The 25,538-nt window shown below is 68.7% G+C and carries 26 protein-coding genes; 12 read left to right on the top strand and 14 right to left on the bottom strand.

Annotated elements, in window-relative coordinates:
* Nucleotide 1: 1 nt before the first annotated feature.
* Nucleotides 2-244 carry a BatC protein gene (locus tag G6N60_RS09750; protein WP_163735883.1) on the bottom strand — a complete coding sequence of 81 codons (243 nt, stop codon included), beginning with the start codon at nucleotides 242-244 and terminating at the stop codon, nucleotides 2-4.
* Between the two features lie 116 nt (nucleotides 245-360).
* On the opposite strand from G6N60_RS09750, the gene G6N60_RS09745 reads away from it, so the two are divergent.
* Genes G6N60_RS09745 through G6N60_RS09735 form a run of 3 tightly spaced genes read left to right on the top strand, consistent with a single transcriptional unit; the run spans nucleotide 361 to nucleotide 4,410 of the window.
* On the top strand, nucleotides 361-1,929 hold the full coding sequence (locus G6N60_RS09745) for an ATP-dependent DNA ligase (protein WP_163735880.1): 1,569 nt from the start codon (nucleotides 361-363) through the stop codon (nucleotides 1,927-1,929).
* 55 nt (nucleotides 1,930-1,984) lie between these two features.
* Nucleotides 1,985-4,273 (top strand): carbon starvation CstA family protein, encoded by a 2,289-nt coding sequence (locus G6N60_RS09740; RefSeq protein ID WP_163735877.1) that lies wholly within the window; start codon nucleotides 1,985-1,987, stop codon nucleotides 4,271-4,273.
* Nucleotides 4,273-4,410, top strand: a complete 138-nt coding sequence (locus tag G6N60_RS09735; RefSeq protein ID WP_276028493.1) for a CstA-like transporter-associated (seleno)protein — start codon at nucleotides 4,273-4,275, stop codon at nucleotides 4,408-4,410. The genes G6N60_RS09740 and G6N60_RS09735 overlap by 1 nt, the downstream gene beginning before the upstream one ends.
* 17 nt (nucleotides 4,411-4,427) lie before the next feature.
* Here G6N60_RS09735 and G6N60_RS09730 read toward each other — a convergent pair whose 3' ends face one another.
* The 7 genes from G6N60_RS09730 to fabG all read right to left on the bottom strand — a co-directional run bounded on the left by G6N60_RS09730 (nucleotide 4,428) and on the right by fabG (nucleotide 11,434).
* Nucleotides 4,428-5,465 carry a TIGR03857 family LLM class F420-dependent oxidoreductase gene (locus tag G6N60_RS09730; RefSeq protein WP_163735871.1) on the bottom strand — a complete coding sequence of 346 codons (1,038 nt, stop codon included), beginning with the start codon at nucleotides 5,463-5,465 and terminating at the stop codon, nucleotides 4,428-4,430.
* A gap of 7 nt (nucleotides 5,466-5,472) precedes the next feature.
* The gene (locus G6N60_RS09725) at nucleotides 5,473-6,234 is read right to left on the bottom strand and encodes a crotonase/enoyl-CoA hydratase family protein (RefSeq protein WP_163735868.1); all 762 of its coding nucleotides are present in this window, start codon (nucleotides 6,232-6,234) and stop codon (nucleotides 5,473-5,475) included.
* A 107-nt stretch (nucleotides 6,235-6,341) separates the two neighbouring features.
* A complete protein-coding gene (locus G6N60_RS09720) occupies nucleotides 6,342-7,517 on the bottom strand; it encodes a thiolase family protein (RefSeq protein WP_163735866.1) in 1,176 nt (391 codons plus the stop codon).
* A 96-nt stretch (nucleotides 7,518-7,613) separates the two neighbouring features.
* Nucleotides 7,614-8,309 carry a GntR family transcriptional regulator gene (locus tag G6N60_RS09715; RefSeq protein WP_163735862.1) on the bottom strand — a complete coding sequence of 232 codons (696 nt, stop codon included), beginning with the start codon at nucleotides 8,307-8,309 and terminating at the stop codon, nucleotides 7,614-7,616.
* Entirely contained in the window at nucleotides 8,293-9,486 is a 1,194-nt protein-coding gene (locus G6N60_RS09710) for an acyl-CoA dehydrogenase family protein (RefSeq protein WP_163735859.1), read from the bottom strand. The genes G6N60_RS09715 and G6N60_RS09710 overlap by 17 nt, the downstream gene beginning before the upstream one ends.
* Entirely contained in the window at nucleotides 9,483-10,694 is a 1,212-nt protein-coding gene (locus G6N60_RS09705; protein ID WP_163735856.1) for an acetyl-CoA C-acetyltransferase, read from the bottom strand. Before G6N60_RS09705 ends, G6N60_RS09710 begins: the two co-directional genes overlap by 4 nt.
* A complete protein-coding gene (fabG, locus tag G6N60_RS09700; RefSeq protein ID WP_163735854.1) occupies nucleotides 10,694-11,434 on the bottom strand; it encodes a 3-oxoacyl-ACP reductase FabG in 741 nt (246 codons plus the stop codon). Before fabG ends, G6N60_RS09705 begins: the two co-directional genes overlap by 1 nt.
* A gap of 96 nt (nucleotides 11,435-11,530) precedes the next feature.
* Here fabG and G6N60_RS09695 point away from each other — a divergent pair, with 96 nt between their 5' ends.
* On the top strand, nucleotides 11,531-12,727 hold the full coding sequence (locus G6N60_RS09695) for an acyl-CoA dehydrogenase family protein (protein WP_163735850.1): 1,197 nt from the start codon (nucleotides 11,531-11,533) through the stop codon (nucleotides 12,725-12,727).
* 6 nt (nucleotides 12,728-12,733) lie between these two features.
* Here G6N60_RS09695 and G6N60_RS09690 read toward each other — a convergent pair whose 3' ends face one another.
* Nucleotides 12,734-13,186, bottom strand: a complete 453-nt coding sequence (locus G6N60_RS09690) for a MaoC family dehydratase (RefSeq protein WP_163735847.1) — start codon at nucleotides 13,184-13,186, stop codon at nucleotides 12,734-12,736.
* 378 nt (nucleotides 13,187-13,564) lie between these two features.
* Here G6N60_RS09690 and G6N60_RS09685 point away from each other — a divergent pair, with 378 nt between their 5' ends.
* From G6N60_RS09685 to G6N60_RS09675, 4 genes are all read left to right on the top strand, one after another.
* Nucleotides 13,565-14,302 (top strand): hypothetical protein, encoded by a 738-nt coding sequence (locus tag G6N60_RS09685; RefSeq protein WP_163735843.1) that lies wholly within the window; start codon nucleotides 13,565-13,567, stop codon nucleotides 14,300-14,302.
* Nucleotides 14,299-15,780, top strand: coding sequence for an Rv1355c family protein (locus G6N60_RS09680; protein WP_308206288.1), 1,482 nt, complete (start codon nucleotides 14,299-14,301; stop codon nucleotides 15,778-15,780). The genes G6N60_RS09685 and G6N60_RS09680 overlap by 4 nt, the downstream gene beginning before the upstream one ends.
* A gap of 9 nt (nucleotides 15,781-15,789) precedes the next feature.
* Nucleotides 15,790-16,425, top strand: a complete 636-nt coding sequence (locus G6N60_RS28970) for a nitroreductase family protein (RefSeq protein ID WP_308206287.1) — start codon at nucleotides 15,790-15,792, stop codon at nucleotides 16,423-16,425.
* Between the two features lie 67 nt (nucleotides 16,426-16,492).
* Nucleotides 16,493-18,283 carry a putative bifunctional diguanylate cyclase/phosphodiesterase gene (locus tag G6N60_RS09675; protein ID WP_246241214.1) on the top strand — a complete coding sequence of 597 codons (1,791 nt, stop codon included), beginning with the start codon at nucleotides 16,493-16,495 and terminating at the stop codon, nucleotides 18,281-18,283.
* Here G6N60_RS09675 and G6N60_RS09670 read toward each other — a convergent pair.
* On the bottom strand, nucleotides 18,233-19,162 hold the full coding sequence (locus tag G6N60_RS09670; RefSeq protein ID WP_163735837.1) for an FAD-dependent oxidoreductase: 930 nt from the start codon (nucleotides 19,160-19,162) through the stop codon (nucleotides 18,233-18,235). The genes G6N60_RS09675 and G6N60_RS09670 overlap by 51 nt on opposite strands.
* Before the next feature lie 574 nt (nucleotides 19,163-19,736).
* Here G6N60_RS09670 and G6N60_RS09665 point away from each other — a divergent pair.
* From G6N60_RS09665 to G6N60_RS09650, 4 genes are all read left to right on the top strand, one after another.
* Nucleotides 19,737-20,414 (top strand): TetR family transcriptional regulator, encoded by a 678-nt coding sequence (locus tag G6N60_RS09665; RefSeq protein ID WP_163735834.1) that lies wholly within the window; start codon nucleotides 19,737-19,739, stop codon nucleotides 20,412-20,414.
* Nucleotides 20,415-20,462: 48 nt separating this feature from the next.
* Nucleotides 20,463-21,113 (top strand): TetR family transcriptional regulator, encoded by a 651-nt coding sequence (locus tag G6N60_RS09660; protein ID WP_163735832.1) that lies wholly within the window; start codon nucleotides 20,463-20,465, stop codon nucleotides 21,111-21,113.
* A 244-nt stretch (nucleotides 21,114-21,357) separates the two neighbouring features.
* Entirely contained in the window at nucleotides 21,358-22,569 is a 1,212-nt protein-coding gene (locus G6N60_RS09655; protein WP_163735829.1) for a thiolase family protein, read from the top strand.
* Nucleotides 22,570-22,572: 3 nt separating this feature from the next.
* Nucleotides 22,573-22,986, top strand: a complete 414-nt coding sequence (locus G6N60_RS09650) for a Zn-ribbon domain-containing OB-fold protein (RefSeq protein WP_163735826.1) — start codon at nucleotides 22,573-22,575, stop codon at nucleotides 22,984-22,986.
* Between the two features lies 1 nt (nucleotide 22,987).
* On the opposite strand, the gene G6N60_RS09645 is transcribed toward G6N60_RS09650, so the two are convergent.
* The 4 genes from G6N60_RS09645 to G6N60_RS09630 all read right to left on the bottom strand — a co-directional run bounded on the left by G6N60_RS09645 (nucleotide 22,988) and on the right by G6N60_RS09630 (nucleotide 25,520).
* A complete protein-coding gene (locus tag G6N60_RS09645) occupies nucleotides 22,988-23,626 on the bottom strand; it encodes a nucleoside/nucleotide kinase family protein (protein WP_163735823.1) in 639 nt (212 codons plus the stop codon).
* Nucleotides 23,627-23,651: 25 nt separating this feature from the next.
* Complete coding sequence (locus G6N60_RS09640; RefSeq protein WP_163735821.1) at nucleotides 23,652-23,792, bottom strand: PIN domain-containing protein; 141 nt, start codon at nucleotides 23,790-23,792, stop codon at nucleotides 23,652-23,654.
* A 36-nt stretch (nucleotides 23,793-23,828) separates the two neighbouring features.
* Nucleotides 23,829-24,035, bottom strand: coding sequence for a DUF2191 domain-containing protein (locus tag G6N60_RS09635; protein ID WP_163735817.1), 207 nt, complete (start codon nucleotides 24,033-24,035; stop codon nucleotides 23,829-23,831).
* A 222-nt stretch (nucleotides 24,036-24,257) separates the two neighbouring features.
* A complete protein-coding gene (locus G6N60_RS09630) occupies nucleotides 24,258-25,520 on the bottom strand; it encodes an amidohydrolase family protein (protein WP_163735814.1) in 1,263 nt (420 codons plus the stop codon).
* Nucleotides 25,521-25,538: the final 18 nt, after the last annotated feature.

The following is a 25,538-nucleotide window of genomic DNA, read 5'->3' as shown; positions in this document are numbered from 1 at the left end:
GCTACGCGGTGCCGTCGGCGCCGCCGTCGTGACCCTCCGGGTTCGAGCCGCCGTCGGCCGGACCCTCGCCCGCGGAACCATCGGCGCCGCCGTCGTGACCGCCCGGGTTCGAGCCGCCGTCGGCGGGACCCTCACCCGCAGAACCGTCGGCGCCGCCGTCGTGACCGCCCGGGTTCGAGCCGCCGTCGGCAGGCCCCTCGCCGCCGGCGTCCGAGGTGGAGATGTCCTCGTCATTGAGTGCCATGGTGATTCCTCTTCCTGGTGCGTGGTGGGACGTGCACCAGGGTGTTGCCCATTGCGCGGGCCGGTCAAACGGCTGGTGAGCGCCGCGGTGTCCGACCCCCGTGCCAGGCTGGTGCCGTGCTCCTCGTCGACGTCGCCAACGCCTCCGCCGAGGTCGGTTCGGTCTCGGCCCGGCTGGCCAAGATTCGGCGCATCGCCGACCTGCTGACCGCGGCCGCAGCCGAGGCGGACCCCCAGCTCGTCGCCGTCGTCGTGGCGTGGCTGTCGGGTGAATTGCCGCAGCGTCAGATCGGGGTCGGCTGGGCAACGCTGCGCGCGCTGCCGCCGCCGGCCGTCGAACCGTCGCTGACCGTCGGGGGCGTCGACGCCGCCTTCACCGAGATCGGGGCGGTCTCCGGCAAGGGATCTCAGACCCGCCGGGCGGAGTTGGTGGCGGGCGTGTTCGCCGCGGCCACCGCCGGCGAGCAGACGTTCCTGCGTCGGCTGCTCGGCGGCGAACTGCGCCAGGGCGCCCTCGTCGGCGTGATGGCCGACGCGGTGGCCGGCGCCGCCGGCGTGCCCGCAGTCAAGGTGCGCCGCGCCGCGATGCTGAGCGGCGATCTGCCGACCGTCGCCGCTGCGGTGCTGACCGGGGGCAGCGCCGCACTCAGCGAGTTCACGCTCCAGGTCGGCAGGCCGGTCGGCCCGATGCTCGCGCAGACGGCGACCGGCGTCGCCGACGCACTCCAAAAGCTCGGCGGCACAGCAGTGTTCGAGGCCAAGCTCGACGGCGCCAGGGTCCAGATCCACCGATTCGGCGAGACGGTGTCGATCTACACCCGCAGCCTGGACGACATCACCGCCCGGCTACCCGAGGTCGTCGAAGCAGCCCTCGCGCTTCCCGCCACCGCGTTGATCGCCGACGCCGAGGCCATTGCGCTGCGTCCCGAAGGCCGACCGCACCGCTTCCAGGTGACCGCGTCCCGGTTCGGCCGCGGCGGTGGCCGGGGCGGCCGGGACCGCTCCGCCGACGTCGAGGCCGCCAGGGCAGCGCAACCGCTGTCGGTGTTCTTCTTCGATCTGCTGCACCTCGACGGCACCGATCTGCTCGACCTGCCGACCACCGAGCGTCTGGCGGTCCTCGACGCGCTGATCCCCGACGCGCAGCGCGTCGACCGCCTGCTGACCTCCGACGTCGACGACGCGGCGGACTTCCTGGCGGTGACACTGGCCGCCGGGCACGAGGGCGTGATGGCGAAGTCGCCCGCCGCGCCGTACGAGGCGGGGCGCCGCGGCGCCGGGTGGTTGAAGGTCAAGCCCGTCCACACCCTCGACCTGGTGGTGCTCGCCGTCGAGTGGGGCTCGGGCCGACGGACCGGCAAGCTGTCCAACATCCATCTGGGAGCCCGCGATCCCGCGACGGGCGGGTTCGTCATGCTCGGCAAGACGTTCAAGGGCATGACCGACGAGATGCTGGACTGGCAGACCGGCCGGTTCCTGGAACTGGCCGACGGCCCCACCGACGGTTACGTCGTGACGCTGCGGCCCGAGCAGGTCGTCGAGATCGCTCTCGACGGGGTGCAGACGTCGACCCGCTACCCCGGTGGGATGGCCCTGCGGTTCGCGAGGGTGCTGCGCTATCGCGATGACAAGGGACCGGGCGAGGCCGACACCCTCGATACCGTGCGAACTCTGTACGAACGCTGAACGAATGGTGGCGTTTCCGCCAACCGGTGGGATCGGCGATGAAAGGATCGGGCGCATGGTCACCCCCACCCAACCCGCGCGCGTCGAGGAGACCGACGGCGACGTCACCTACGTCAGGACCTATCCCGACCTTCCCCCGGTGGCCATCGTCGACCGATCCCCGATCACCACCAGGCACAAGGTGGTCTTCGCGGTCATCGCGCTGCTCGGCGCCATCGCCTGGGCGGTCATCGCGTTCTTCCGCGGTGAGACGGTGAACGCGGTCTGGTTCGTGATCGCGGCCGTGTGCACCTACGTCATCGGCTACCGGTTCTACGCCCGGCTCATCGAGATGAAGATCGTCTCGCCCCGCGACGACGACGCCACCCCGGCGGAGGTCTACGAGAACGCCACCGACTACATGCCCACCGACCGCCGGGTGCTGTTCGGCCACCACTTCGCGGCGATTGCGGGCGCCGGTCCCCTCGTCGGTCCCGTCCTGGCCATGCAGATGGGCTATCTGCCGGGCACCATCTGGATCATCGTGGGCGCGGTGTTCGCCGGATGCGTTCAGGACTACCTGGTGCTGGCCATCTCGGTGCGCCGCCGGGGCCGCTCGCTGGGCCAGATGGCCCGTGATGAGCTGGGCGCGGTCGGGGGTGTCGCGGCGATCGTCGGCGTCCTGGTGATCATGGTGATCCTGCTGGCGGTGCTGGCCCTCGTGGTCGTCAACGCTCTCGCCGAGAGCCCCTGGGGCGTGTTCTCCATTGCCATGACGATCCCCATCGCGGTGTTCATGGGGCTCTATCTGCGGTTCCTGCGGCCGGGCCGCGTGTCCGAGGTGTCGCTGATCGGCGTCGCGCTGCTGCTCCTGGCCGTCGTCTCGGGCGGCTGGGTGGCCGAAACCAGCTGGGGGACGGACTGGTTCACGCTGTCGAAGGTCACGCTGTCGTGGTGCATCATCGTCTACGGGCTGGCGGCGTCGATCCTCCCGGTCTGGTTGCTGCTGGCGCCACGCGACTACCTGTCGACGTTCATGAAGGTTGGCACCATCGTCCTGCTGGCCATCGGCATCGTGGTCGCCCGGCCCGTCATGGCGGCGCCGGCGATCTCGAGCTTCGCCTCCAGCGGCACCGGCCCGGTGTTCGCCGGCTCGCTGTTCCCGTTCCTGTTCATCACCATCGCGTGCGGCGCGCTGTCCGGCTTCCATTCGCTCATCTCCTCCGGCACCACGCCCAAGCTGTTGGAGAAGGAGAGCCAGATGCGGCTCATCGGCTACGGGGGCATGCTCACCGAGTCGTTCGTCGCGATCATGGCGCTCATCACCGCGGCCATCCTCAATCAGCACCTGTACTTCGCCATCAACGCACCGACCGCGCAGACCGGCACCACCGCCCAGAGCGCCGCGGACTACGTAAACGGCCTGCGGCTGTCCGGCGCTCCCACCACGGGTGCCGACATCGGGGCCGCGGCCGCGAGCGTCGGCGAGGACTCGATCGTGTCGCGCACCGGCGGCGCCCCGACGCTGGCGTTCGGCATGTCCGAGGTGCTGCACCAGGTCTTCGGCGGGGCGGGGCTCAAGGCGTTCTGGTACCACTTCGCGATCATGTTCGAGGCGCTGTTCATCCTCACCACCGTCGACGCGGGCACGCGGGTCGCCCGCTTCATGCTGTCCGACGGGCTCGCGAATCTCGGTGGGCCACTGGAGAAGTTGCGCAATCCCAGCTGGCGGGTCGGTGCGTGGGCGTGCAGCGTCGTGGTCGTCGCGGCCTGGGGCAGCATCCTGCTGATGGGGGTGACCGATCCGCTGGGTGGGATCAACACGCTCTTCCCGCTGTTCGGCATCGCCAACCAGCTGCTGGCCGCCATCGCCCTGACCGTCGTCACCGTGGTCGTCGTCAAGCGCGGGCTGCTGAAGTGGGCGTGGATCCCGGCGCTCCCGCTGGCGTGGGACCTGATCGTCACGATGAACGCGTCGTGGCAGAAGATCTTCTCGTCCGACCCCAAGGTGGGCTACTGGAGCCAGCACGCCCAGTACGTCGGCGCGAAGGACGCGGGCAAGGCCGCCTTCGGCGCGGCCAAGAACGCCGCTCAGATCGACGCCGTCATCCGCAACACCTTCATCCAGGGCACGCTGTCGGTCGTGTTCGCGATCCTCGTCGTGATCGTGTTCATCGCCGGAATCATCGTGGCGCTCAAGGCGATTCGCGGGTCCGCCACGCCGTCGAGCACCGACGAGCCGGTGCCGTCGCGGATCTTCGCGCCGTCGGGCCTGATTCCGTCTGCCGCCGAGAAGGAGGTGCAACGACAGTGGGACGAATTGCCGCAATCCTCCGCCAGATTGGCTGGTTCTGGGGGGCACTGATGGGCGACGACCACTACCGACGCTACGTCGCGCACCGGGAACGCACCCATCCCGGTGAACCCGTGTGCTCCGAACGGGAGTACTGGCGCACGAGGTACGCGGACGCCGACCGCAACCCCGCCGCCCGCTGCTGCTGACGAGCCCACGCGCCGGGTCAGGACGCGCGGTACGCCGCGATGATGGGCGCGAGTTCCTCCGGGGTGGCGCCGTGCATGATCACCGCGTCGGCGCCGTAGTCGAACTCCTCGCGCACGCGGTCGACGCACTGCTGCGCGGATCCCGTCGCCGACGGTTCCAACCACTCCGCGGGGATCAGCGTCGCGATGTGCTCGATCTGCTCGGCGGTCGCGTGGTGGTCGATGCCGCCACCGATGGACTGCACCACGTGATCGTCCCGGAATCGCTGCAGCACGGCGAGATCCCAGTCGTTGGTCGTCACCAGCAGGTCACCGTAGCCCTGCAGGTAGGTCGCCAATCTGGCGACGGTCTTCTTCAGCCGCACCTCCTCGGGGAGATGATCGCCGACGGTGGCGAGGCACGACCACACCCTGACGTCGCGGGGATCGCGGCCGGCCTGCTCGGCAGCCTCCTTGACCGTCTTGGCCGCCCGCTGCAGCGTCGCCGGCGTGAAGTACGTGTGCAGGACGACGTCGTCGAACAGTCGGCCGCCGAGTGCCAGGGTCTGCGGTCCGAACGCCACGATGGCGAGCCGGATGTCCTCGCGGAAGTCGGGATCGAGGAACAGCAACGGGTACGTCCCGATGGGACCGTCGTGGTCGACGACGACCTCGCCCTGCCACAGCCTGCGCATGACGCGGGCGAAGTCCTCCATCTGCGCGGTGGTCACCGGCGGCACGCCGAAGGCGCCGTAGAGCGCGGCGATCCCGCGTCCGATGCCGAGGGTGAAGCGACCGCCCGAGAGCCGGTGCATCGTGGTCGCCCACGACCCGGTGATGAGCGGATGGCGCGTGTTGTGATTCGTCGCCGCGGTGGCGATGCGCATGCGGCTGGTCACCGCGCACGCCGCCCCGACGAGTGACGAGGCCTCCTTGACGTTCCACCGTTCGGAGATGAACGCCGTGCCGAAGCCGAGCTCCTCGCCGGTGCGCGCTTCGTCCATCAATCCCGCCGGTCCCTCGCCACCCGCACCGGCCAGCAGGTAGAAACCCAGCTCGTCCAGCGGGCGCGTCACGCGCCCGTCACGAACCCGTCCAGTTGGGCGTGCGCTTCTCGGCGAACGCGGTCGCACCCTCCATGGCGTCCTTGGAGGAGAACACCGGCATGATGAGTTCCTGCTGCTTGCGCCACATCTCGTCCTCGCTCCACCCGGCGGACTTCACGATGACCTCCTTGGTCACCGCCACCGCAAGGGGCCCGTTGGCCGAAATGCGTTCTGCGAGAGCCAGAGCGCCGGCCAATGCTTCACCCGGCTCGGTCAGGACGTTGACGAAGCCCCACCCGGCGGCCTGCTCGGCGGTGAAGCTCTCACCGGTCAGTGCCAGCTCGAGGGCCTTCTGATAGGGGATGCGATGCGGGAGCCGCAGCAATCCACCGCCGGCCGCCACCAGACCGCGCTTGACCTCGGGGATGCCGAACTTCGCCACCTTGGAGGCGACCACCAGATCCGTCGCCAGCACGATCTCGGTGCCACCGGCCAACGCGTAGCCCTCGACGGCAGCGATCACCGGCTTGCGCGGCGGACGTTCGGTGAAACCGATGCCGCGGCCGGGGATCGTGGGGACCTCGCCGGCCATGAATGCCTTGAGATCCATTCCGGCGCAGAAGTTTCCGCCTGCCCCGGTCACGATCGCCACGGAGAGTTCGGCGGTGTCGTCGAGTTCGTCCATCGCGTCGGCGAGGCCTTGGGCGACGGCCGTGTTGAAGGCGTTGCGCGCCTCGGGCCGGTTGATGGTGATGACGAGGGTGCGGCCCCGTCGTTCGGTGAGAACTTCGTCGGCCACGTTGCCCCTCTTGCCCGTTCGTCGTCTGGATGCCGTCATCGGCCTGACCCACTATAGGCAGCGGGGCACTCCTGGTCCCCCGAACCCCTCGACCGACCCGGGCCGGACTACACCTCGACGACGACGGCGCCGCCCTGGCCGCCGCCGGCGCACATCGCCGCGACGCCGATGCCGCCACCGCGCCGCTGGAGCTCGTGCACCAGCGTGGTCACCATCCGCGCGCCGGACGCAGCGATGGGATGGCCGAGGCTGCAGCCGCTGCCGGAGTAGTTCACCAGTTCCTCGTCGAGGCCGTACTCCTTGGCCGCGGCGATCGGCACCGATGCGAAGGCCTCGTTGATCTCCCACAGCGCGACGTCCGACGGCGTGAGGCCGGCGCGGTCGAGCACCTTGGCGATGACCTTGACGGCGCCGAGGCCGGTGTCGCGGGGGGCGACCCCGACCGACGCCCACGCCCGCACGGTCGCCATCACCGACAGCCCGGCGCCCGTGGCGTAGTCGCGGTCGACCACGGCCACCGCGGCGCACGCGTCGTTGGTGCCGCTGGCGTTGCCCGCCGTGATCGAGAAGCCCTCGATCTCGGGGTGCAGCACCTTGAGGCCTGCCAGCTTCTCGGCGGTGGTGTCACGACGAGGTTGCTCGTCGACGCTGAAGTCGATGATTGACCCGTCGGGCAGCTCGACCTTGAGCGGGATGATCTCGTCGATGAACGTGCCTGCGTCGATCGCGGCGATGGCCCGCTGATGCGAGCGGACGGCCCAGGCGTCCATCTCCTCGCGCGTGATGCCGTAGGACTGCGCGGTGTTCCATCCGACGGTGATCGACATGTCCTTCGCGGGGGCGTCGGGCGTCTCGACGTGGGTCGGCGGCATCCAGCGCTCCTCGAACTTCAGCTCGGGTCCGGGGATGCGCCAATTCACCAGCGGCGTCATCGACAGCGACTGCACGCCACCGGCGATGATCGCTCGCTCCATGCCCGAGCCGATCTGCGCCGAGGCGTTGCCGATGGCCGTCAGGCTGCCCGCGCAGTGCCGGTTCACCGACTGACCGGGCACGTGCTGCATCCCGGTCGCGTCGGCGGCGTAGCGCGCGAGGTCGCCGCCGCCGTAGTGGGATTCGGCGACGATGACGTCGTCCAGATCGGCCGGATCGATGCCCGACCTGCGGATCACCTCGGGCAGGACCGTCGTGATGAGCGTTTCGGGCGGCGTGTTGACCAGCGTGCCCTTGAAGGAACGGCCGATGGCCGTACGGGCGGCTCCGACGATGACGGGTGTAGGCATATCTCACGACCTCGGACGTAGACGTAGGCGACGTTACAAAACTAGCAGAGACTGTATCGCCGCCGAGATGCGGCGGCCATCCGCGGGCGCGGACCGTCAGACGGCGTTCTCCGCGTCGGCGATGACCCCGAGCTCGGCGAGATGCTCCGTCAGCGGGACCACGCCGACGGTGAAGTGCTCGGCCATCGCACTCCGCGCCCGTGCGCCGTCGCGCTGCTGCAGGGCCGCCACGATGCGCCGGTGGTCTCTGGTCGACTGCGCGGGCCAGCCCGCCAGCGTGGGAAACACCGATTCCGGGGCGTAGCGCGTGATGCCGGACATGAACTGCGTCAGCTTCGCCGAATCCGCCGCGACGTTGATCAGCCGGTGGAACTCGTGGTTGAGGCGCACCATCCGGTCGAGGTCGCTGCTGCCGTAGGCCCGCTCGAGCTCGTCCTGGATGCGCTGCAGTTCCGCGAGTTGCTCGTCGGTGACGTTCTCGGCCGCTCGGGCCGCCAGCTCGCCGCCGATGAACGCCTGCACGTTCGCGACGTCGGCGACGTCGCGGGCCGTCACGGCCAGCACCATGAAGCCGCGCCGCGGCAGCAGTTCCAACAGGCCTTCGGCGCGCAGGTTCAGCAGCGCCTCGCGCACCGGCGTCACGCTGATGCCCAACTCCGCGGCCAACTGATCCAGACGCAGGTACTCCCCCGCCCGGACCGAGCCGTCGAAGATGCGCCTGCGCACGTACCGCGCGACGTCGTCGGCCAGTTGCGGGCGGGCCGAGAAACCGGGCTCAGAGCTGGTATTCACGCAACAGGCTCTTGCTGATGATCGTCTTCTGGATCTCGCTGGTGCCCTCCCCGATGAGGAGGAACGGCGCGTCGCGCATCAGGCGTTCAATCTCGTATTCCTTGGAGTAGCCGTAGCCGCCGTGGATGCGGAAGCTCTGTTCGGTGACCTCCGAACACAATTCGCTCGCCAGGTACTTCGCCATGCCCGCCGCGACGTCGTTGCGTTCACCGGAGTCCTTCAACCGGGCCGCGTTGACCATCATCAGGTGGGCGGCCTCGACCTTGGTGGCCATCTCCGCGAGCTGGAAGGCGATGGCCTGGTGCTCGGCGATCGGCTTGCCGAAACTGGTGCGCTGCTGGGCATATCGGATCGCTAGCTCGAAGGCGCGCAGGCCGACGCCGCAGGCGCGCGCCGCGACGTTGACCCGCCCGACCTCGACGCCGTCCATCATCTGGAAGAAGCCCTGCCCGGGCTGCTCGCCGAGCACGTCGGCGGCCGCGGCGCGATACCCGTCGAAGATCATCTCGGTGGTGTCGATGCCCTTGTACCCGAGCTTGTCGATCTTGCCGGGAATGGTCAGCCCGGGCAGGACCTCGCCGAACCCCGCCGGCTTCTCGATCAGGAACGCCGTCAGGTTGCGATGGGGTTTGTCGGCTCCCTCGTCGGTCTTCACCAGGGCCGCAACGAGTGTCGAGCTGCCGCCGTTGGTCAGCCACATCTTCGCGCCGTCGATCACGTAGTCGCCCGCGGCGTCGCGGACGGCCCTGGTGCGGATGGCGGCGACGTCGGATCCCAGTTCCGGCTCCGACATCGAGAACGCCCCGCGCACCTCGCCGGTCGCCATCCGCGGCAGGAGGCGCCGCTGCTGCTCGTCGGTGCCGTGCTGGCGGATCATATAGGCGACGATGAAGTGGGTGTTGATGACCCCGGAGACGCTCATCCAGCCGCGCGCCAGCTCCTCGACGCACAGGGCGTAGGTCAGCAGCGACTCCCCCAGTCCGCCATGCTCTTCGGGGATCATCAACCCGAACAGCCCCATCTCGCGCATCGCGTCGACGATGTGGTGCGGGTACTCGTCGGCGTGCTCGAGTTCCTGGGCGTTCGGGATGACCTCCCTGTCCACGAACTGGCGCACCGTGGCGACGATCTCGGCCTGCACCTCGGTCAGACCGGCCGTCTGCGCCAGGCGCGTCACGCGACCCGCTCGAACACCGCGGCCAGCCCCTGGCCGCCGCCGATGCACATGGTCTCCAGCCCGTATCGTGCTCCGCGCCGGTGCATTTCGCGCGCCAGCGTCGCGAGCATCCGGCCACCGGTGGCCCCGACGGGATGGCCGAGTGAGATGCCCGAACCGTGCACGTTGGTGCGTGCGCGGTCGGCGTCGGTGAAGCCCCACTCGCGCATGACGGCCAGTGCCTGCGCGGCGAACGCCTCGTTGAGTTCGATGACGTCGACGTCGGCCAGCGTCAGCCCGGCCTTGCTCAGCGCCACTTCGGTGGCGGGCACGGGACCGATGCCCATGACGTTGGGGGCCACACCGGCCACACCCCAGGAGACCAGTCTGACCAGGGGTCGCAGGCCCAGTGCCGCGGCCTTCTCGGGGGTGGTGACGATGCACGCCGACGCCGCGTCGTTCTGCCCGCTGGCGTTGCCCGCCGTGACCGTGGCCGCTGAATCCTGCTTTCCGAGAATGGGTTTGAGCTGACCGAGCGATTCGACGGTGGTGTCGGCCCTGGGGTGCTCGTCGACGGTGATCACCTCCTCACCGCCGCGTGTGGTCACGGTGACCGGCACGATCTCCTCGTCGAGGATGCCGTTCTTCTGGGCGGCCACGGCACGTTCGTGCGACGCCGCGGCCAGCTCGTCCTGTTCGGCCCGCGAGATGCCGTACTGCCGGCGCAGGTTCTCGGCGGTCTCGATCATCCCGCCGGGCACCGGGTAGTCGCGCCCGCCGGCAGTCGTCCGCCCGCGGTTCAGCGCGTCGTGCACGGTCACCCCGGTGCGCGCCCCGCCCCAGCGCATGTCGGTGGAGTGAAACACGACGTTGCTCATCGATTCGGCCCCACCGGCGACGACGAGCTCGTGCTGACCCGAGCCCACCTGCAGGCACGCCTGGATCACGGCCTGCAGACCCGATCCGCAGCGCCGGTCGAGCTGCATGCCCGGTACGGTCACGGGCAGGCCCGCGTCCAGTGCGACGACGCGGCCGATCGCCGGGGCCTCCATGCTTGGATAGCAGTGCCCGAGGATGACGTCCTCGACGTCGTCGGGCCCAATTCCGGTGCGCGCCAACAGTCCTCGCAGCGCTGCCACACCGAGCTCGACCGCGGTGAGCGTCGTGAACATCCCGCCGTAGCGACCGATGGGCGTGCGGACCGGCTCGCAGATGACGACGTCCGACATCAGATGTGCCGTCCGCCGGTCACTTCGAGCACGGTGCCCGTCATGTAGGACGAGAGGTCCGATGCGAGGAACAGGGCCACCTTGGCGACCTCGTCGGGCTCACCGGCTCGGGCCATGGGGATCTCGGCGAGCTTCTCGTCCCAAATGCGTTGCGGCATGGCCTCGGTCATCGCCGAGCGGATGAGCCCGGGCTGAATCGCATTGATCCGCACCCCGAGGTGGGCGACCTCCTTGGCGGCGGCCTTGGTCAGACCGACGATGCCGGCCTTGGCGGCCGAGTAGTTCGTCTGGCCGATCAGACCCACCTTGCCGGAGATCGACGAGATGTTGACGATCGCGCCGCGCCCGTTCTCGCGCATGATGCCCGCGGCCAGGCGGGTGCCGTTCCACGTGCCCTTGAGATGGACCGAGATCACCTGGTCGAACTGCTCCTCGGTCATCTTGCGCATGGTGGCGTCGCGGGTGATGCCCGCGTTGTTCACCATGACGTCCAGACTCCCGAACGTGTCGACCGCCGCGGTGACGAGCGCCTGAACCTGCGCCGCGTCGGTCACGTCGCAGCGCACCGCGGTCGCGACGTCACGCCCACCGAGTTTCTTGACCGCCGCCTCGGTCGCGGCCAGGTCGAGGTCGCCGAGTACGACGCGCGCACCCTCGGTGGCATAGCGCTGCGCGATCGCGAAGCCGATCCCCTGGGCGCCGCCGGTGACCACCGCGGTTCGTCCCTCGAGCAATGCCATGTGCGGCCGTCCCTTCTCGTCGTTCCCCCGGTCTGCGATCAAACATAAAATATGATGTCGCTGCAACCCACCCCCAGCAGTCAGGAGAAGCGCCCCATGACGGCGTCCACGGTCAGCTCAGCGGTCGGCGAACAGGACTTCCGGGAGATCCTGGCCGCGACGCGCGACTTCGTCCGGTCGGCGGTCGTCCCCCGCGAGTCGGAGATCATGAACGGCGACCGGGTGCCCGACGACATCCGCGCACGGGCCGCGTCGATGGGCCTGTTCGGCTACGCCATCCCGCAGGAGTGGGGCGGTCTGGGCCTCGACATCGCCCAGGACGTCGAGATGGCGATGGAGCTCGGCTACACCACGCTCGCGCTGCGGTCCATGTTCGGGACGAACAACGGCATCGCCGGCCAGGTCCTCGTCGGCTTCGGCACCGACGGGCAGAAGGCCCGCTGGCTCGAGGGCATCGCCTCCGGAGACGTGGTCGCCTCGTTCGCGTTGACCGAGCCCGGCGCCGGATCGAACCCTGCGGGCTTGCGCACCAAGGCCGTTCGCGACGCCGCCGACGGAACCTGGGTGATCACGGGCCGCAAGCAGTACATCACCAACGCGCCGACGGCGAATCTGTTCGTCGTGTTCGCGCGCACCCGGCCCGCGGACGACGACGGTCCCGGCATCGCCGTGTTCCTCGTGCCTGCCGACGCGCACGGCGTCGAGGTCGGCGCCAAGGACGCCAAGATGGGCCAGGAGGGCGCGTGGACGGCCGACGTCGTCCTCGACGGGGTGCGGGTGGGCGACGACGCTCTGATCGGCGGCGCGCAGGACATCGGCTACCGGGCCGCCATGACGTCGCTCGCAAGGGGTCGCATCCACATCGCGGCACTGTCCGTCGGGGCCGCGCAGCGCGCGCTCGACGAGTCGGTCGCCTACGCCGCCACCACCACGCAGGGCGGGACGCCCATCGGCGAATTCCAGCTCGTGCAGGCGATGCTGGCCGACATGCAGGCCGGGGTCATGGCGGGCCGGGCGCTGGTCCGCGACACCGCGCGACTGTGGCTGACCGGGGAGGACCGCAGGATCGCGCCGTCCACGGCCAAGCTGTTCTGCACCGAGATGGTCGGCAAGGTCGCCGATCTCGCCGTGCAGGTGCACGGCGGGGCCGGCTACATGCGCGACGTCCCCGTGGAACGGATCTATCGCGAGGTCCGGTTGCTGCGTCTGTACGAGGGCACCAGCGAGATCCAGCGCCTCATCGTCGGCGGCGGCCTGGTCAAGGCCGCTCAGCGGCGGGCTGGGTCCACCTAGGTCCGGCTAGGCGATGTAGCGAACGATCGACTGGACGACGGCGGCGGGCTTCGCCGAGTCCTCGATTTCCACGGTGATCGTCGTGGTGGCCTGCACGGCGCCGTCCAGCTGGGTGACGGTGGAGATTTCGCCCCGGGCCCGGATCTTCGCGCCCACCTTCACCGGGCTGACGAAGCGCACCTTGTCGTACCCGTAGTTGACCGCCAGGGAGATCCCGTCGACGCGGTAGAGCTGCTGGGAGAAGTGGGGCAGCAGCGACAGCGTCAGCAGCCCGTGCGCGATGGTGCCGCCGAACGGACCGTCGGCCGCGCGTTGGGGGTCGACGTGAATCCACTGGTGGTCGTCGGTCGCATCGGCGAAGAGGTTGACGCGGTCCTGGTCGATCTCCAGCCACTCGGTGGGTCCGAGTTGGCTGCCTTGGGCCGCCGCAAACTCGTTCAGATCGTTGAAGACTTTCACGCCAGCTCCTCTATCGGGGGTTGCGACCGCATGTCGCGAAGGATATTACTTCTCGTCTTCCGGACGGCCAAAACGTAACGATAACAATCGTATTTATTTGCCAACCACAAACGAGCTAGGTGCACTTTCGATATTCCGCAATGGCCGAACAGGGCTTATTGACGATAGCGAAATCAGCACAAACCGAACGTAATTAGCCGGTAATGACGCCTGTTGACGGGTCACCATCACCGCCCCGACGAGCACCTCAGATGACGGCTGGAGTCCGGTGATGGCGGCATTGATACTGATTTTGCGATTGGTTTCACCCCCTTGTAATTGACCGCAGTCATCGGTGACTTCGCCACCTCACTGACTGCCCGACGAATTGGATCAAGAATGCGCCTCCAGCCCCTCGAATTGGGTTTCTCCGACCGCCCCTTCACCGACGACATCAGTTGGTGGGACCCGGACGCCGAGTGCACGACGGTGATCGCTCAGCCCGCCTCCAACCCGGACCTGTGGGAGGAATATCTGCGTGGCGCCGAGCGCAGCTATCGACACCACGGCGTCGCGCACGCACTGGACGTCGACGCGATCCGCGACGGCTCGGACACCGCGATGTTCTGGGCGACCGTCGACACCGCGGGTCGGGTGATCGGCGGCGTGCGGGCCAAGGGTCCGCTGCGGTCGGCGGACGACTCCCACGCCACGGTCGAATGGGCCGGCCAGCCCGGTTTGCCCGCGGTGCGCAAGATGATCGACGACCGCGTGCCGTTCGGCGTCCTGGAGATGAAGGCCGCCTGGATCACCGACGACAGGGAGACCGCACGCCGGTTGTCCCGGGCATTGGCGCGCAGTGGGTTTCACGCAATGGCCCTGATGGGAATACAGTTCTGCATGGCGACCTCCGCCCCGTACATCCTCGACAGCTGGCGGACGTCGGGAGGGGTCGTCGCACCGATCGCGGCGACGCCGTACCCCGACGAGAGATACCGGACCAAGATGATGTGGTGGGATCAGCGCACGTTCGCCAAACACGCCGACCCCGAGCAGGTTTCGCGCATTCTGCTCGAGATGGAGATGGCGTCGAACCAGCAGACCGCTCAGCTCTCGGGCCGGACCATGGCACGGTGAGCGAGCTCGACTCGGCCCGCCTCCTCGACGAGGGCGACGACGGCGACGCGCGCCTGCTGTCCGCACTCCGCGCCGATCCCACGGTCGAGTTCCTCGATACGTGGGACGCACAGAGTGCCGCGCTGCGACGGCTCGGTCCGACGCTCGACCCCGAACTCCTCGACGAGCGTGCGCGGTTCGCCCACTACCCGTGGCGCCGCATCGTGGTGAAGGTGCTCGGGCCCCGCTCGTTTCGACGACTTCGGTTGGACCGCAACCGGAATCTGATCACCAGCGAGGAGCAGGACCGGCTGGGTCGGCTGCGCATCGGCGTCGTCGGGTTGAGTTCGGGACACGTCATCGCGCACACCCTGGCCATGCAGGGGGTGTGCGGTGAACTGCGACTGGCCGACTTCGACGAGCTCGAGCTGTCCAACCTCAACAGGGTGCCCGGCAGCGTGTTCGACCTCGGCCTGAACAAGACCAGCGTGGCTGCCCGCAGGATCGCCGAACTCGACCCCTACCTGACGGTGCGGACGGTGCCCGCCGGGGTGACGGCCGAGGACGTCAACGGCTTCCTCGAGGGCCTCGACGTGGTGGTCGAGGAATGCGACTCACTCGACGTGAAGGCGCTGGTGCGGGCCGAGGCCAGGGCGCGTGGACTGCCCGTCGTGATGGCCACCAGCGACCGCGGGATGGTCGACGTCGAGCGGTTCGACCTCGAGCCCGACCGTCCGCTGTTCCACGGGATGCTCGGCGACCTGGACCCCGCCACGCTGGCCGGTCTCAGCGGTCCGGAGAAGGTCCCCTACGTCATGCGGCTGATCGAGGTCGGCGGTCTCACGGCGCGAGCCGCCGCCTCCCTGCTGGAGGTGGGCCATACGCTCTCGACGTGGCCCCAACTGGCCGGTGACGTCACCCTCGGCGCGGGTGCGGTCGTCGAGGCGGTGCGCAGAATCGGCCTGGGCGAACCACTTTCGTCGGGACGCGTCAGCCTCGACGTCGGCGCCCTGTTCGACCACATGCGAGCACCGACGCCCCCTCCGGCCGAAGAGCGTTGGGAGACAACCGAACCCGAGGATCAGCCCGATGATCTCGTCGAGAGCGTCGTGGCCGCCGCCGTCCGCGCGCCGTCGGGGGGCAACGTGCAGCCGTGGACCATCGTCGCCGGACCTGACGCCGTCACCGTCCGTCTGGCCCCCGAGTACACGACGACCATCGACGTCGGATTGCGCGGCAGTGCGGTCGCGGTGGGTGCCGCGGTCTACAACGCCCGTGTCGCGGCAGCCGCCGGTGGCGCCGTCGGCCGGGTCGACTACGCCGAGTCCCCCGAGGCGCCATGGCTGCAGGCGAAGATCGACCTCGTCGAGGGCGTCGACGACGACCGGGCCGGTCTCTATCCGGCGGTGCTCGAACGCGAGACCAATCGCAACCACGGCAATGGTGCCGAGCTGCCCGACGCGGTGCGCGCCGAGTTGGTCGCCGCGGCCGAGGCCTAGGGTGCCGGGTTGCAGATGCTGTCCTCCCGCCAGTCCATCGACGAGATGGCAGCCATTTGCGCCGCCGCCGACCGCATCCGGTTCCTGACGCCCCGCCTGCACGCCGAGATGACCTCCGAACTCCGGTGGCCCGGCGACCCCGACCCGGACGCGGGCATCGACGTGCGCAGCCTCGAATTGGGCCCCGGCGGCGATCTCGCGCTGACCATCCTGCGCCGACCCGAGGTGATGGCCGATCTCGCGGCGTGGGACGCCGGGGGCATGCTGGGAGCGGAGACCAGTGCGCGCATCAAGAGCAGTAGCGCGCTCGTGGTGGTGACCGCTCGGGGCCACGCCTTGACCGACTACGCCCGAGGCGGGTCGGCCGCCGAGGCCGTCTGGGTCCTCGCCCAGTCGCACGGGCTGGCGGTTCAGCCGATTTCACCGTCGTTCCTCTACGTCGTCGACGAGCGGGAGCTGCAGGACGTGGCGCCCGACCACGTCGGCGAACTGACCGAGCTGCGATCACGGTTCCTGCGCGCCGCGGGTCTGGACACGGCGGCGGGCGAGGTGCCGATCCTCGTGCTGCGGCTCGCCTATGCGGCACCGGCTTCGGTGCGTAGCCGCCGACGGCCCCTCGCCGTCGACGCGCCGCAGCTACGCTAAGGCAGTGTCCGCCGATTCCCCGCCGATCAGCCTCGACAGGCTGGTGACCACCGTCGCCGCGCGACTCATGGCGGCGAACGCGGCGACGTCGGTGGTGGTGTCCCAGGAGGTGTTGGCCGTTCTCGTCGAGTACTTCGACGTGGACTTCAGTTTCCTGCGTCACAACGACCACTCCGTCAGGGCGTCGGTCCTGATTGCGGAGTGGCCCCTGCGACCGGACGTGCCCGACCCCGATCCCCTGAAGGTCGTCTACTTCGCCGACGCCGACCCGGTGTTCGCGCAGGCCGAGCACGCCAAGACGCCAACCGTGTTCCGGCCCGACGACGACGACTACCAGAAACGCATCGCAGAGGGGCGCAGCCTTCCGCAGACCTCGATGGCCGCCGCGCCGCTGGTGTCGGGCGACGTGACGACGGGCGTGCTCGGCTTCGTCAAGATCGGCGACCGGGAGTGGAAGCCCGAGGAGATCAACGCGCTGGAGGCCATCGCGTCGCTGTTCGCCCAGGTTCAGGCCAGGGTGGCGGCCGAGGAACGGCTGCGCTATCTGGCCGAGCACGACGACCTCACGGGGCTGCACAACCGCAGGGCGCTCATCGAGCACCTCGACGAGAGGCTCGCCGAGGGACGGCCGGGCCCCGTGGCGGCGCTCTACGTCGACCTCGACCGGTTGAAGACGATCAACGACTACCTGGGCCACAGCGCAGGTGACTGGTTCATCCGCGTCCTCGCCGAACGTCTGCGCGAGGCCACCGAGACGAGCATGATCGCCAGGCTCGGCGGCGACGAGTTCGTCGTGGTGCCCGCGGCGCCGACCTCCGCCGAGGAGGCCGAACGCCTCGCCGGACGACTGTGTGCGCTGTTGCGCCAGCGGGTGTCCGTGGACGGGGAGATGCTCACCAGGACGGCCAGCATCGGGGTCGCCCTCGGCTCCCCCGGCCGCGACAGCACCTCCGATCTGCTGCGCCACGCCGACCAGGCCGTCCTCACGGCCAAGGGAGCCGGCGGCAATCAGGTGGCGGTGTTCTCCGACGAGATGTCGCTGCGCACCGACTACCGCAACGACATCGAGCTGCATCTGCAGGACGTCATCGAGAACGGTGCGCTCTTCCTGCAGTACCTTCCCGAGGTCGACATGCGCACGGGAGAGGTCCTCGCGACCGAGGCACTGGTGCGGTGGAACCATCCGACCCGCGGCCTGCTCTCCCCCGCCTCGTTCATCGCGGTCGCCGAGTCGATCAACCTCGCGGGCGACCTCGGGCGCTGGGTGCTGCGCACGGCGTGTGCCGAGTTCGCGCGGTGGCGGGCCCTTGGAGTGGCCGAGGGAATCGTGTTGCGCGTCAACGTATCTCCCGTGCAGCTCGTCACCGACGGCTTCGCCGCGTCGGTCGCCGACGTCCTGCGCGAGTTCGATCTCAACCGTGGCTCGGTGTGCCTGGAGATCACCGAGAGCGTCGTCGTTCAGGACATGGAGATGACGAGCGTGACGCTGGCCGGCCTACGGGACGCCGGGGTGCTGGTGGCGATCGACGACTTCGGCACCGGCTTCAGCGTGCTGTCACACCTCAAGTCGCTGCCGGTGGACGTGTTGAAGATCGACCGCGGGTTCGTCGCCGATCTCGGCACCAACCCCGACGATCTGGCGATCGTCCGCGCGGTGATCGCCCTGGCCGAGGCGTTCGAGCTGGAACTGGTCGCCGAGGGTGTGGAGACCGAGGTGGCGGCGCGGACGCTACTGCACCACGGGTGTCACCGGGCGCAGGGCTTCCTGCTGTCGCGGCCGCTGAGCGGCGACGACATGGCAGCGCTACTAGCCAAGGGCCGGGTAGCCGTGCACTACTCCGCATCGCCATCCGTCTAGGGACTGCTGCCGCGCGTCGTGCAGGCCGTCACGCAGCTGCCTGCGCGAACCCGTGCAGACGGGGCGCGACGGCGCTGCGGGTTCGGTAGCGAGCAACTCGACCCGTCCGTACCGGCTCGCGGTGCGGCCCACCAGGCAGACGTGCAGGCGGTCACTGGCGCCGAGATCCACGGCGCCGCTCTCGTCGCCATCCTGGTCCGCCGGCGCCAGGCAGATTCCGGCGCGGGTACGCACCGCCCACGGTCCGTTCGGCGTCGACAGCACGATCCCGACGATCACGCCCTCTTCGAAGACGATCCGGTCCAGCGTGGTGGACCGTTGCACCTCGATGTCGCGGTCGTCGGCCTGCGCGGCCAGCCACTGGTGCAGATCGCGTTCGCCGAAACCGGGGGCCCAGTCGATGGCACCGACAGAGCACACCTCAATCGACTCGCCATTGCCGGACCGCATCGTCGTCGTCGACCAGTCCCGCATGCTGGTGTACATCAACCCGTAGGGCGACGTGATGCATTGTTCGGCCCACGAGTTCAACCGCGACCCGAAGAAGGGCTCGACCGTTCCGAAGGCTTCCTCGGACGAGAGGTTGCGCGCGTTGCGGCGGGGCACCGAGGCCTCGCCCGACGGGTGCGGCAGCTGCGGGATTCCCTCGGACACGGCAGCGAAGTACTCGTTGGTCTCGCAGTCGACGGTCTCGGGGAGCAACGACCGGGAACGGACCTCGACCCGCTCGCGCAGTACCCCGGGGTGGCTGCCGCCGAAGGCGCGCGGACGGGCGTCGGCGACGAGCACGTCGCCACCTGCATCTACGGCCGCAATGGCGTTGGCGAGCCCACCGATACCGGCGCCGACCACTGCGACATCGACCTCTTCATCCCACATGCGTCTGATTACTCCGCGTTAGCTCGTTGTATGAATGATGCATTGCCAGGGCAGGTAAGAACTTCGCCTCCGAAGCGGTTCCGCAGCGGAGACATTTGGTACAGCTTCGCACGTCGAGGCACATTCTCACGGAATGTACCGCATCTGGAGCGCGTCGTCGCCGGTACTGATATTGACGTTGCTGTAGTAGCCGTGAGGGAAACGTGACGTTTGCCACTCATGGGGCTGACGAGGTTCCGGCCGCCGCGGGCACCAGCACCCGACGGCGACGTGCACCACGCCGCCGGTGCGCCTGCACCGAGCAGCGCAGGACGCGCCTGCTTCAGACCGGAAGTCGCCACGTCGGTCACTTTACATACTTTTGGAATGAACTGCAGCCCTAGATTTGACGAATAGTCTGGAGCAAAATTGGTCACGGGCGCGCCCAATGGGCGTGGCAACCATGACGTAGGAGCAGTGAACGCACCCGACGGGGGTAGCGGGGTGTGAGACGGGACACCCTCGGGGTAGCCGTCAGAGGAGGCCGGGATGCGCGCTCGCGTGTCCACCACGACAGACGACAAGAGGCGATCCGGTGTCCGTACTCGCCGATGAAAGAGGTGACGCCGCGCGGCGGCAAATTCTGCGAGCCGCAGCGCGGCAGTTCGCCAGCATGCCCTACAGCCAGGTCAACCTGGACGACATCGTGTCCATTGCCGTGGTCAGCAAGGGCGTGCTGTACACCCACTTCCGATCCAAGATGGCGCTGGCAACGGCGCTGGTCGAGCACCACCTGGAAGTGTCCTGGCAGCTCTCGGCCGAGCGGATCACCGTCGGCCTCGACGGCCTGGAGGCACTCATCGACTACGCCTACTCCATCGCCGTCGACGACGTCAGCCATCCCCTGACCCGGGCGGCGTTCAACCTCTTCGAATCGGTCGGCCGGTTCGACGGCTTGCAGGCCAGGGTCTCCGACAGGTGGGTCCACACCTTCGCCGACATCGCGCGGCGCGCCGTCGACGGGGGCGACATCCGCAGTGACTGCGACACCGAGCAGGTCGCACGACTGCTGACCTCCCTTTACCTCGGCCTGCGGCAGACGAGTAATCTCGACGACGCCGAGCAGTTCATTGGGGACTTCGAGGCCGTTCTACTGCTCGCCCTCCGGGGCTTCGCACAACCAGATCGAGTCCCGTACTTGACGGATTTCGTCAAGCGCCGCACGGCACTCGCCACAAGGAATGCGGCGCCCCTGGGTGCGGACGAACTATGATCCCGTCCTACGACCGCCGCGCGGATGGATCGATGGAGGTGCTGGAAAATGGTGCGCCAGGCTCGATCCGAGGCGACACGTAGGAAGATCATCGACTCCGCGGTCGATCTGATCAACGAGATCGGCTATCCGGCCGCCGGGCTCGGCGACATCATCGAACGCGCCGAACTGACGAAGGGTGCGCTGTACTACCACTTCGACTCCAAGGAAGCCCTGGCGACCGCGATCATCGAAGAGGGTTCGGAGACGCTGCTGGAGGCATTCCGAGCAGCGGGGCGGGCCAGCTCCCCCGCCATGGAGAACATCCTCCACGGCTCCTTCGTCGTGACCGACGTGCTGGCCAGCGACCGGGTCGCCCGGGCGGGCGCTCGGCTACTTCGCACCTTTGGCGCCTTCAATCCTGCAGCAAAGCGCACCGTCGAGATTTTGGTGAATGAGTTGGTCGAGCGGATCAAGACCGCGACCGCCGAGGGCGACCTGCGGCCCACCCTCGATGCCGAGACGGCGGGTGCGTCGATTCTGGCGGGCATGCTGGGCAGTGAGTTGCTATCGAGCACGCTCGCCGAGGGCAGCGACCTCCGCGCCCGCTTCGCACGGACCTGGGAACTGCTGCTTCCGGCCATCATCGCCGACGAGTCGCTGAACTACTACCGGGAGTTCCTGGCCCGTCAGGCGACGCGTCCGACTTCCCCCGGATAGCTCTCGCCCCGGGTCCCCGTCGACGTCGCGGGGCGCGACGGGGCCCGTGCCAACCGGCGGCGAGCGATCGCACCGGGAACCGCTGAACGCGTCGCGGTGGACACCTGTCCGTTCTGAGCGGGATCATGCGCGTGACGCCGCGTCCGCCGAGCTCTGGATCGAGCACGCCGATCGAGAAACCGTTGTCGCCGAACGTCGCAACGACACGATTGCCAACGCCTACTCCCTCCGATAAGTTGGACACATGTCCAGCGGGCTGCGGGGTGAGGCCGCGATCGTCGGATTCACCGAGCTGCCGGCGACGCGGCGACCGACGGGACCGCCGGAATTCAACCTCGAACAGTGGGCCAGGCTGGCGGCCGCGACACTGGCCGACGCCGGTGTGCCGGCCACCGAGGTGGACGGCATCTGCGCCGGATACCTGCAGGAGTCGATGATCTTCGTCCCGTCGACGATCATCGAATACCTGGGCATCCGCGCCAACTTCGCGGAGATGGTCGACCTCGGCGGGGCCAGCTCGGCGGCGATGGTGTGGCGCGCGGCCGCCGCGATCGAACTCGGCATCTGCAATGCGGTGCTGTGCGTGGTGCCGGCCGCCCAGCTCACGCCGGTGTCGGACAAGAAGCCCGTCGACTTCGGCGACATGCTGTACTTCGGTGCCTCCAGCAATCGCTACGGATCGCCGCAGGCCGAGTTCGAGATCCCGTACGGCAACCTCGGCCAGAACGGTCCCTACGGCCAGGTCGCCACCCTGTACGCCGCCACCTACGGCTACGACGAACGCGCCATGGCCAAGATCGCCGTCGATCAGCGCGTCAACGCCAATCACACGCCGGGAGCGGTCTTCTCGGACAAGCCGCTGACCGTCGACGACGTGCTCGCCAGCCCGATGATCGCCTCGCCGCTGCACATGCTCGAGATCGTCATGCCGGTGCTGGGCGGGGCGGCCGTGCTGGTCACCAACGCCGACCTGGCCCGCCGCAGCCGCCACCGCCCGGTCTGGGTCAAGGGGTTCGGCGAACGGGTGCCCTACAAGACCCCGACCTACGCCGAGGACCTGCTGCAGACGCCGATGGTGAAGGCCGCGGAGTCGGCGTTCGGGATGGCCGGGTTGGGCCCCGCCGACATGGACATGGTGTCGATCTATGACTGCTACACGATCACCGCGCTGCTCAGCCTCGAGGACGCCGGCTTCTGCGCCAAGGGCACCGGGTTGGACTTCGTCGCCGAACACGACCTGACCTTCCGCGGCGACTTTCCGATGAACACCGCGGGCGGGCAACTCGGCTACGGCCAGGCCGGAACCGCGGGCGGCATGCACCACGTGTGCGACGCCACCCGGCAGATCATGGGACGCGCCGCGGACGCCCAGGTGCCCGATTGCCACCGGGCATTCGTGTCGGGCAACGGTGGCATCCTCTCCGAGCAGACCACCCTCGTCCTGGAGGGCGACTGACCGATGACGGCCATGGCCAAGCCGATGCCGGTGCCGACGCCCACCACCCAGCCGTTCTGGGATGCGTTGCGCGAGCACCGAATTCGGATTCAATACTCCCCCTCGACGGGACGCTACGTCTTCTATCCCCGGATCCTCGCGCCCGGCACGCTCGCCGACGATCTGCAGTGGCGCGAGATCAGCGGTGCGGGCTCGCTGTACACGTTCACCGTCAGCCATCGCCCGGTGTCCCCACACTTCGCCGACGACGTGCCGCAGCTCCTCGCCGTCGTGCAGTGGGACGAGGGTCCGCGATTCTCGACCGAGATCGTCGAGGCAGACCCCGGTGCACTGCGGGTGGGCATGCGGGTGCGGCCGGTGTTCTTCGACTACCCCGCCGACGGGGTCACCATGCTGCGCTACGCGCCCGCGGAGTGACTCACCGCACGTAAAGTGTGACGTCGCAGCATGATTCAGTTCCTGCGATGAGGTCGGCGTTGGGCTGATCGACGACATCCACCCACTTCGCGGCGTCGCAGGGGGTGCGCCCACCGGCGACGTGGCGCGCGATCAACCGCTCTCGACGCACCTCCGGCGGCCCACCCAGGTAGTACAGCCGGTCGATCTCGCCGCGGACCGAACCCCAGGCACCGTCGGCGAGTGCGAGGTAGTTGCCCTCGGTGATCACCAGCCGAGCCTCGGCGGGAACGACGAGACCGGCGGCGACCGGCTCGTCGAGCCTGCGGTCGAAGTCGGGGACGTAGACGTCCCGGTCGGCGGCCGCCGCCCTGCGCAGCGTGGCGAGGTACCCGTCGACGTCGAAGGTGTCCGGCGCGCCCTTGCGGTCCCGCCGACCCAGCCGCTCGAGTTGTCGATTGGACAGGTGGAAGCCATCCATCGGCACGAACGCCGCGGTGGACCCGATGGTCCGCAGCAGGAATTGCGCGAACGTCGACTTCCCGGTGCCCGGCGGGCCGGTGATGCCGACGATCAGCCGATTCGCTGACCGCTCGAGTCGTTCGGTCACCTCGGCCGTCACCACGTCCAGCGCCTCGCGGTCGGTCAGCACGTGCGGCATCCATGGAATGTAGCGGGCACGGCGATCACAGCGTGCCGGGCTCGGCCACCCAGCGATGTGCGAAGTTCAGCAAGGTCGCCGCCGTGTCGAAGTCACCGTCGTAGTGGACCACCGTCAACCGGTTGGCCGCGGCGACCGCTGCGGTCAGCAGGTCTGCGACGCCCACCGATCGGTGCGCTGGTGTCGACGAGGAAACGCGCCGTCATCCCCATACGTCGTCCCTCGCAGCACGGTCCGCCATCTCGGCCATCCCTCCGGCCGCAAGCCATTCGAACTCTCTGATCCGCGCCGAACGCGTCGCGGCGAGTTCGAGGGCGGAACGCACGGTGTCGGCGATCCCGGAGGTGTCGAGCTCCCGTCGCGCTGACTCCAGGAGCTCGTCGTCGATCTCGATGAGGCGTGTGGTCACGTTCGTCACCGTATAGACCTCGGGCTGCGTTCGTACATACCGCGAGCTGGCTGGCGCACGCTCGAGTCGCCGTTCTCCACGACCACCATGTTGGCGCGATTGCCCATCTCGATCTCCTCGTCGTAGTTCTACGACGACGATCACCGAGGGGTCCGACACTTCGCGCCGACCACCTCCCGCTCATCCACAGAGAGGATTCGATCCACAGGCCGAGCGCGGGCGTCAGGCCTTGGCGAGCTGCTTCTCCTGGTAGATCCGCGCCCACTCCTTGCGTGGCCGGATGGACACGTCGACGTCGGCGCCCTTGGCGCGCAACGCCCCGACCTTCGCCTCATCCTTCGGGGTGAGCTTGAAGGGGTCCCAGCCGAAGAACCGGCACGAGTTCTGCCAGGTGATCTTGTCGATGTCGGAGTCGTCGGCGCCCGCGCCGTTCAACTCGGCCAGCACTTGCTCGGGAGCGTCGGGCCAGAAGCAGTCCGAGTGCGGGTAGTCGCACTCCCAGGCGATGTTGTCGATGCCGATCTCGTGGCGCAGGCGCAACGACGTCTTGTCGGTGACGTAGCAGGCCAGTGAGTGCTCGCGGAACACGTCGCTCGGCAGCTTGTCGCCGAAGTCGCGCCGCAGCCACTTCTGATTCGTGTAGTGGCGGTCGCTGCGATCGAGGTAGAAGGGAATCCAGCCGATGCCACCCTCGGAGAAGGCGAACTTCAGGTCCGGGTAGTTGCGCATCGCGGGTCCCCACAGCAGATCCTGCGCGCACATCGCCGAGACCTGGGTGGCCAGGATGATGAGGTTGTCGATGGGCGCGTTCGGCGCCATGCTGATCGCGCCGAACCCGGTGCCGATGTGCAGGCACATCACCACGTTCTCCTCGGACAGCGTGCGGAAGACCGGGCCCCAGTAGTCGTCGTCGTGATAGCTCGGCAGCCCCTCCAGATGCGGCAGCTCCGGCATCGTCACCGCGCGGCAGCCCTTGGCCGCGACGCGGCGGATCTCGGCGCACATCGCCTCGGGGTTCCACGTCGGCAACACCGCGATCGGGATGAAGCGGTCGGGGTAGGAGCCCGCCCACTCGTCGATGTGCCAGTCGTTGTAGGCCGACACCATGACCAGCGTGACGTCTTCGCGGTGCATGTTGAGGTGGCGGGCGGAGAAGCCGGTGAACGTCGGGAAGCACATCGACGCGAGGATCCCGTTGCGGTTCATGTCGCGCACGCGCTCGTGGACGTCGTACACGCCGGGCCGCATCTCGGCGAACCCCGCGGGGTCTCGGCCCCACTCCTCGGCCGGCCAGGACACCACCGCGTTCAACCCGCTGACACCCTGCGGCCTGCCCTGATACATCCACTGATCGACGCCCTTGTCGTCGGTGACGACGACGGGGGCCTCCGACTTGTACTTGGCGGGCACGTGGTTGAGGAACATGTCCGGCGGTTCCACGACGTGGTCGTCGATGCTGACGAGGATGAGGTCATTGGTCTGCATGCTCAACTAGTACCCTCG

The organism is Mycolicibacterium madagascariense (assembly GCF_010729665.1).
In the GTDB taxonomy this organism is placed as follows: Bacteria; Actinomycetota; Actinomycetes; order Mycobacteriales; family Mycobacteriaceae; genus Mycobacterium; species Mycobacterium madagascariense.
The sequence above is the reverse complement of the archived record's forward strand: the minus strand, read 5'-3'. Positions and strand labels throughout refer to the sequence as shown.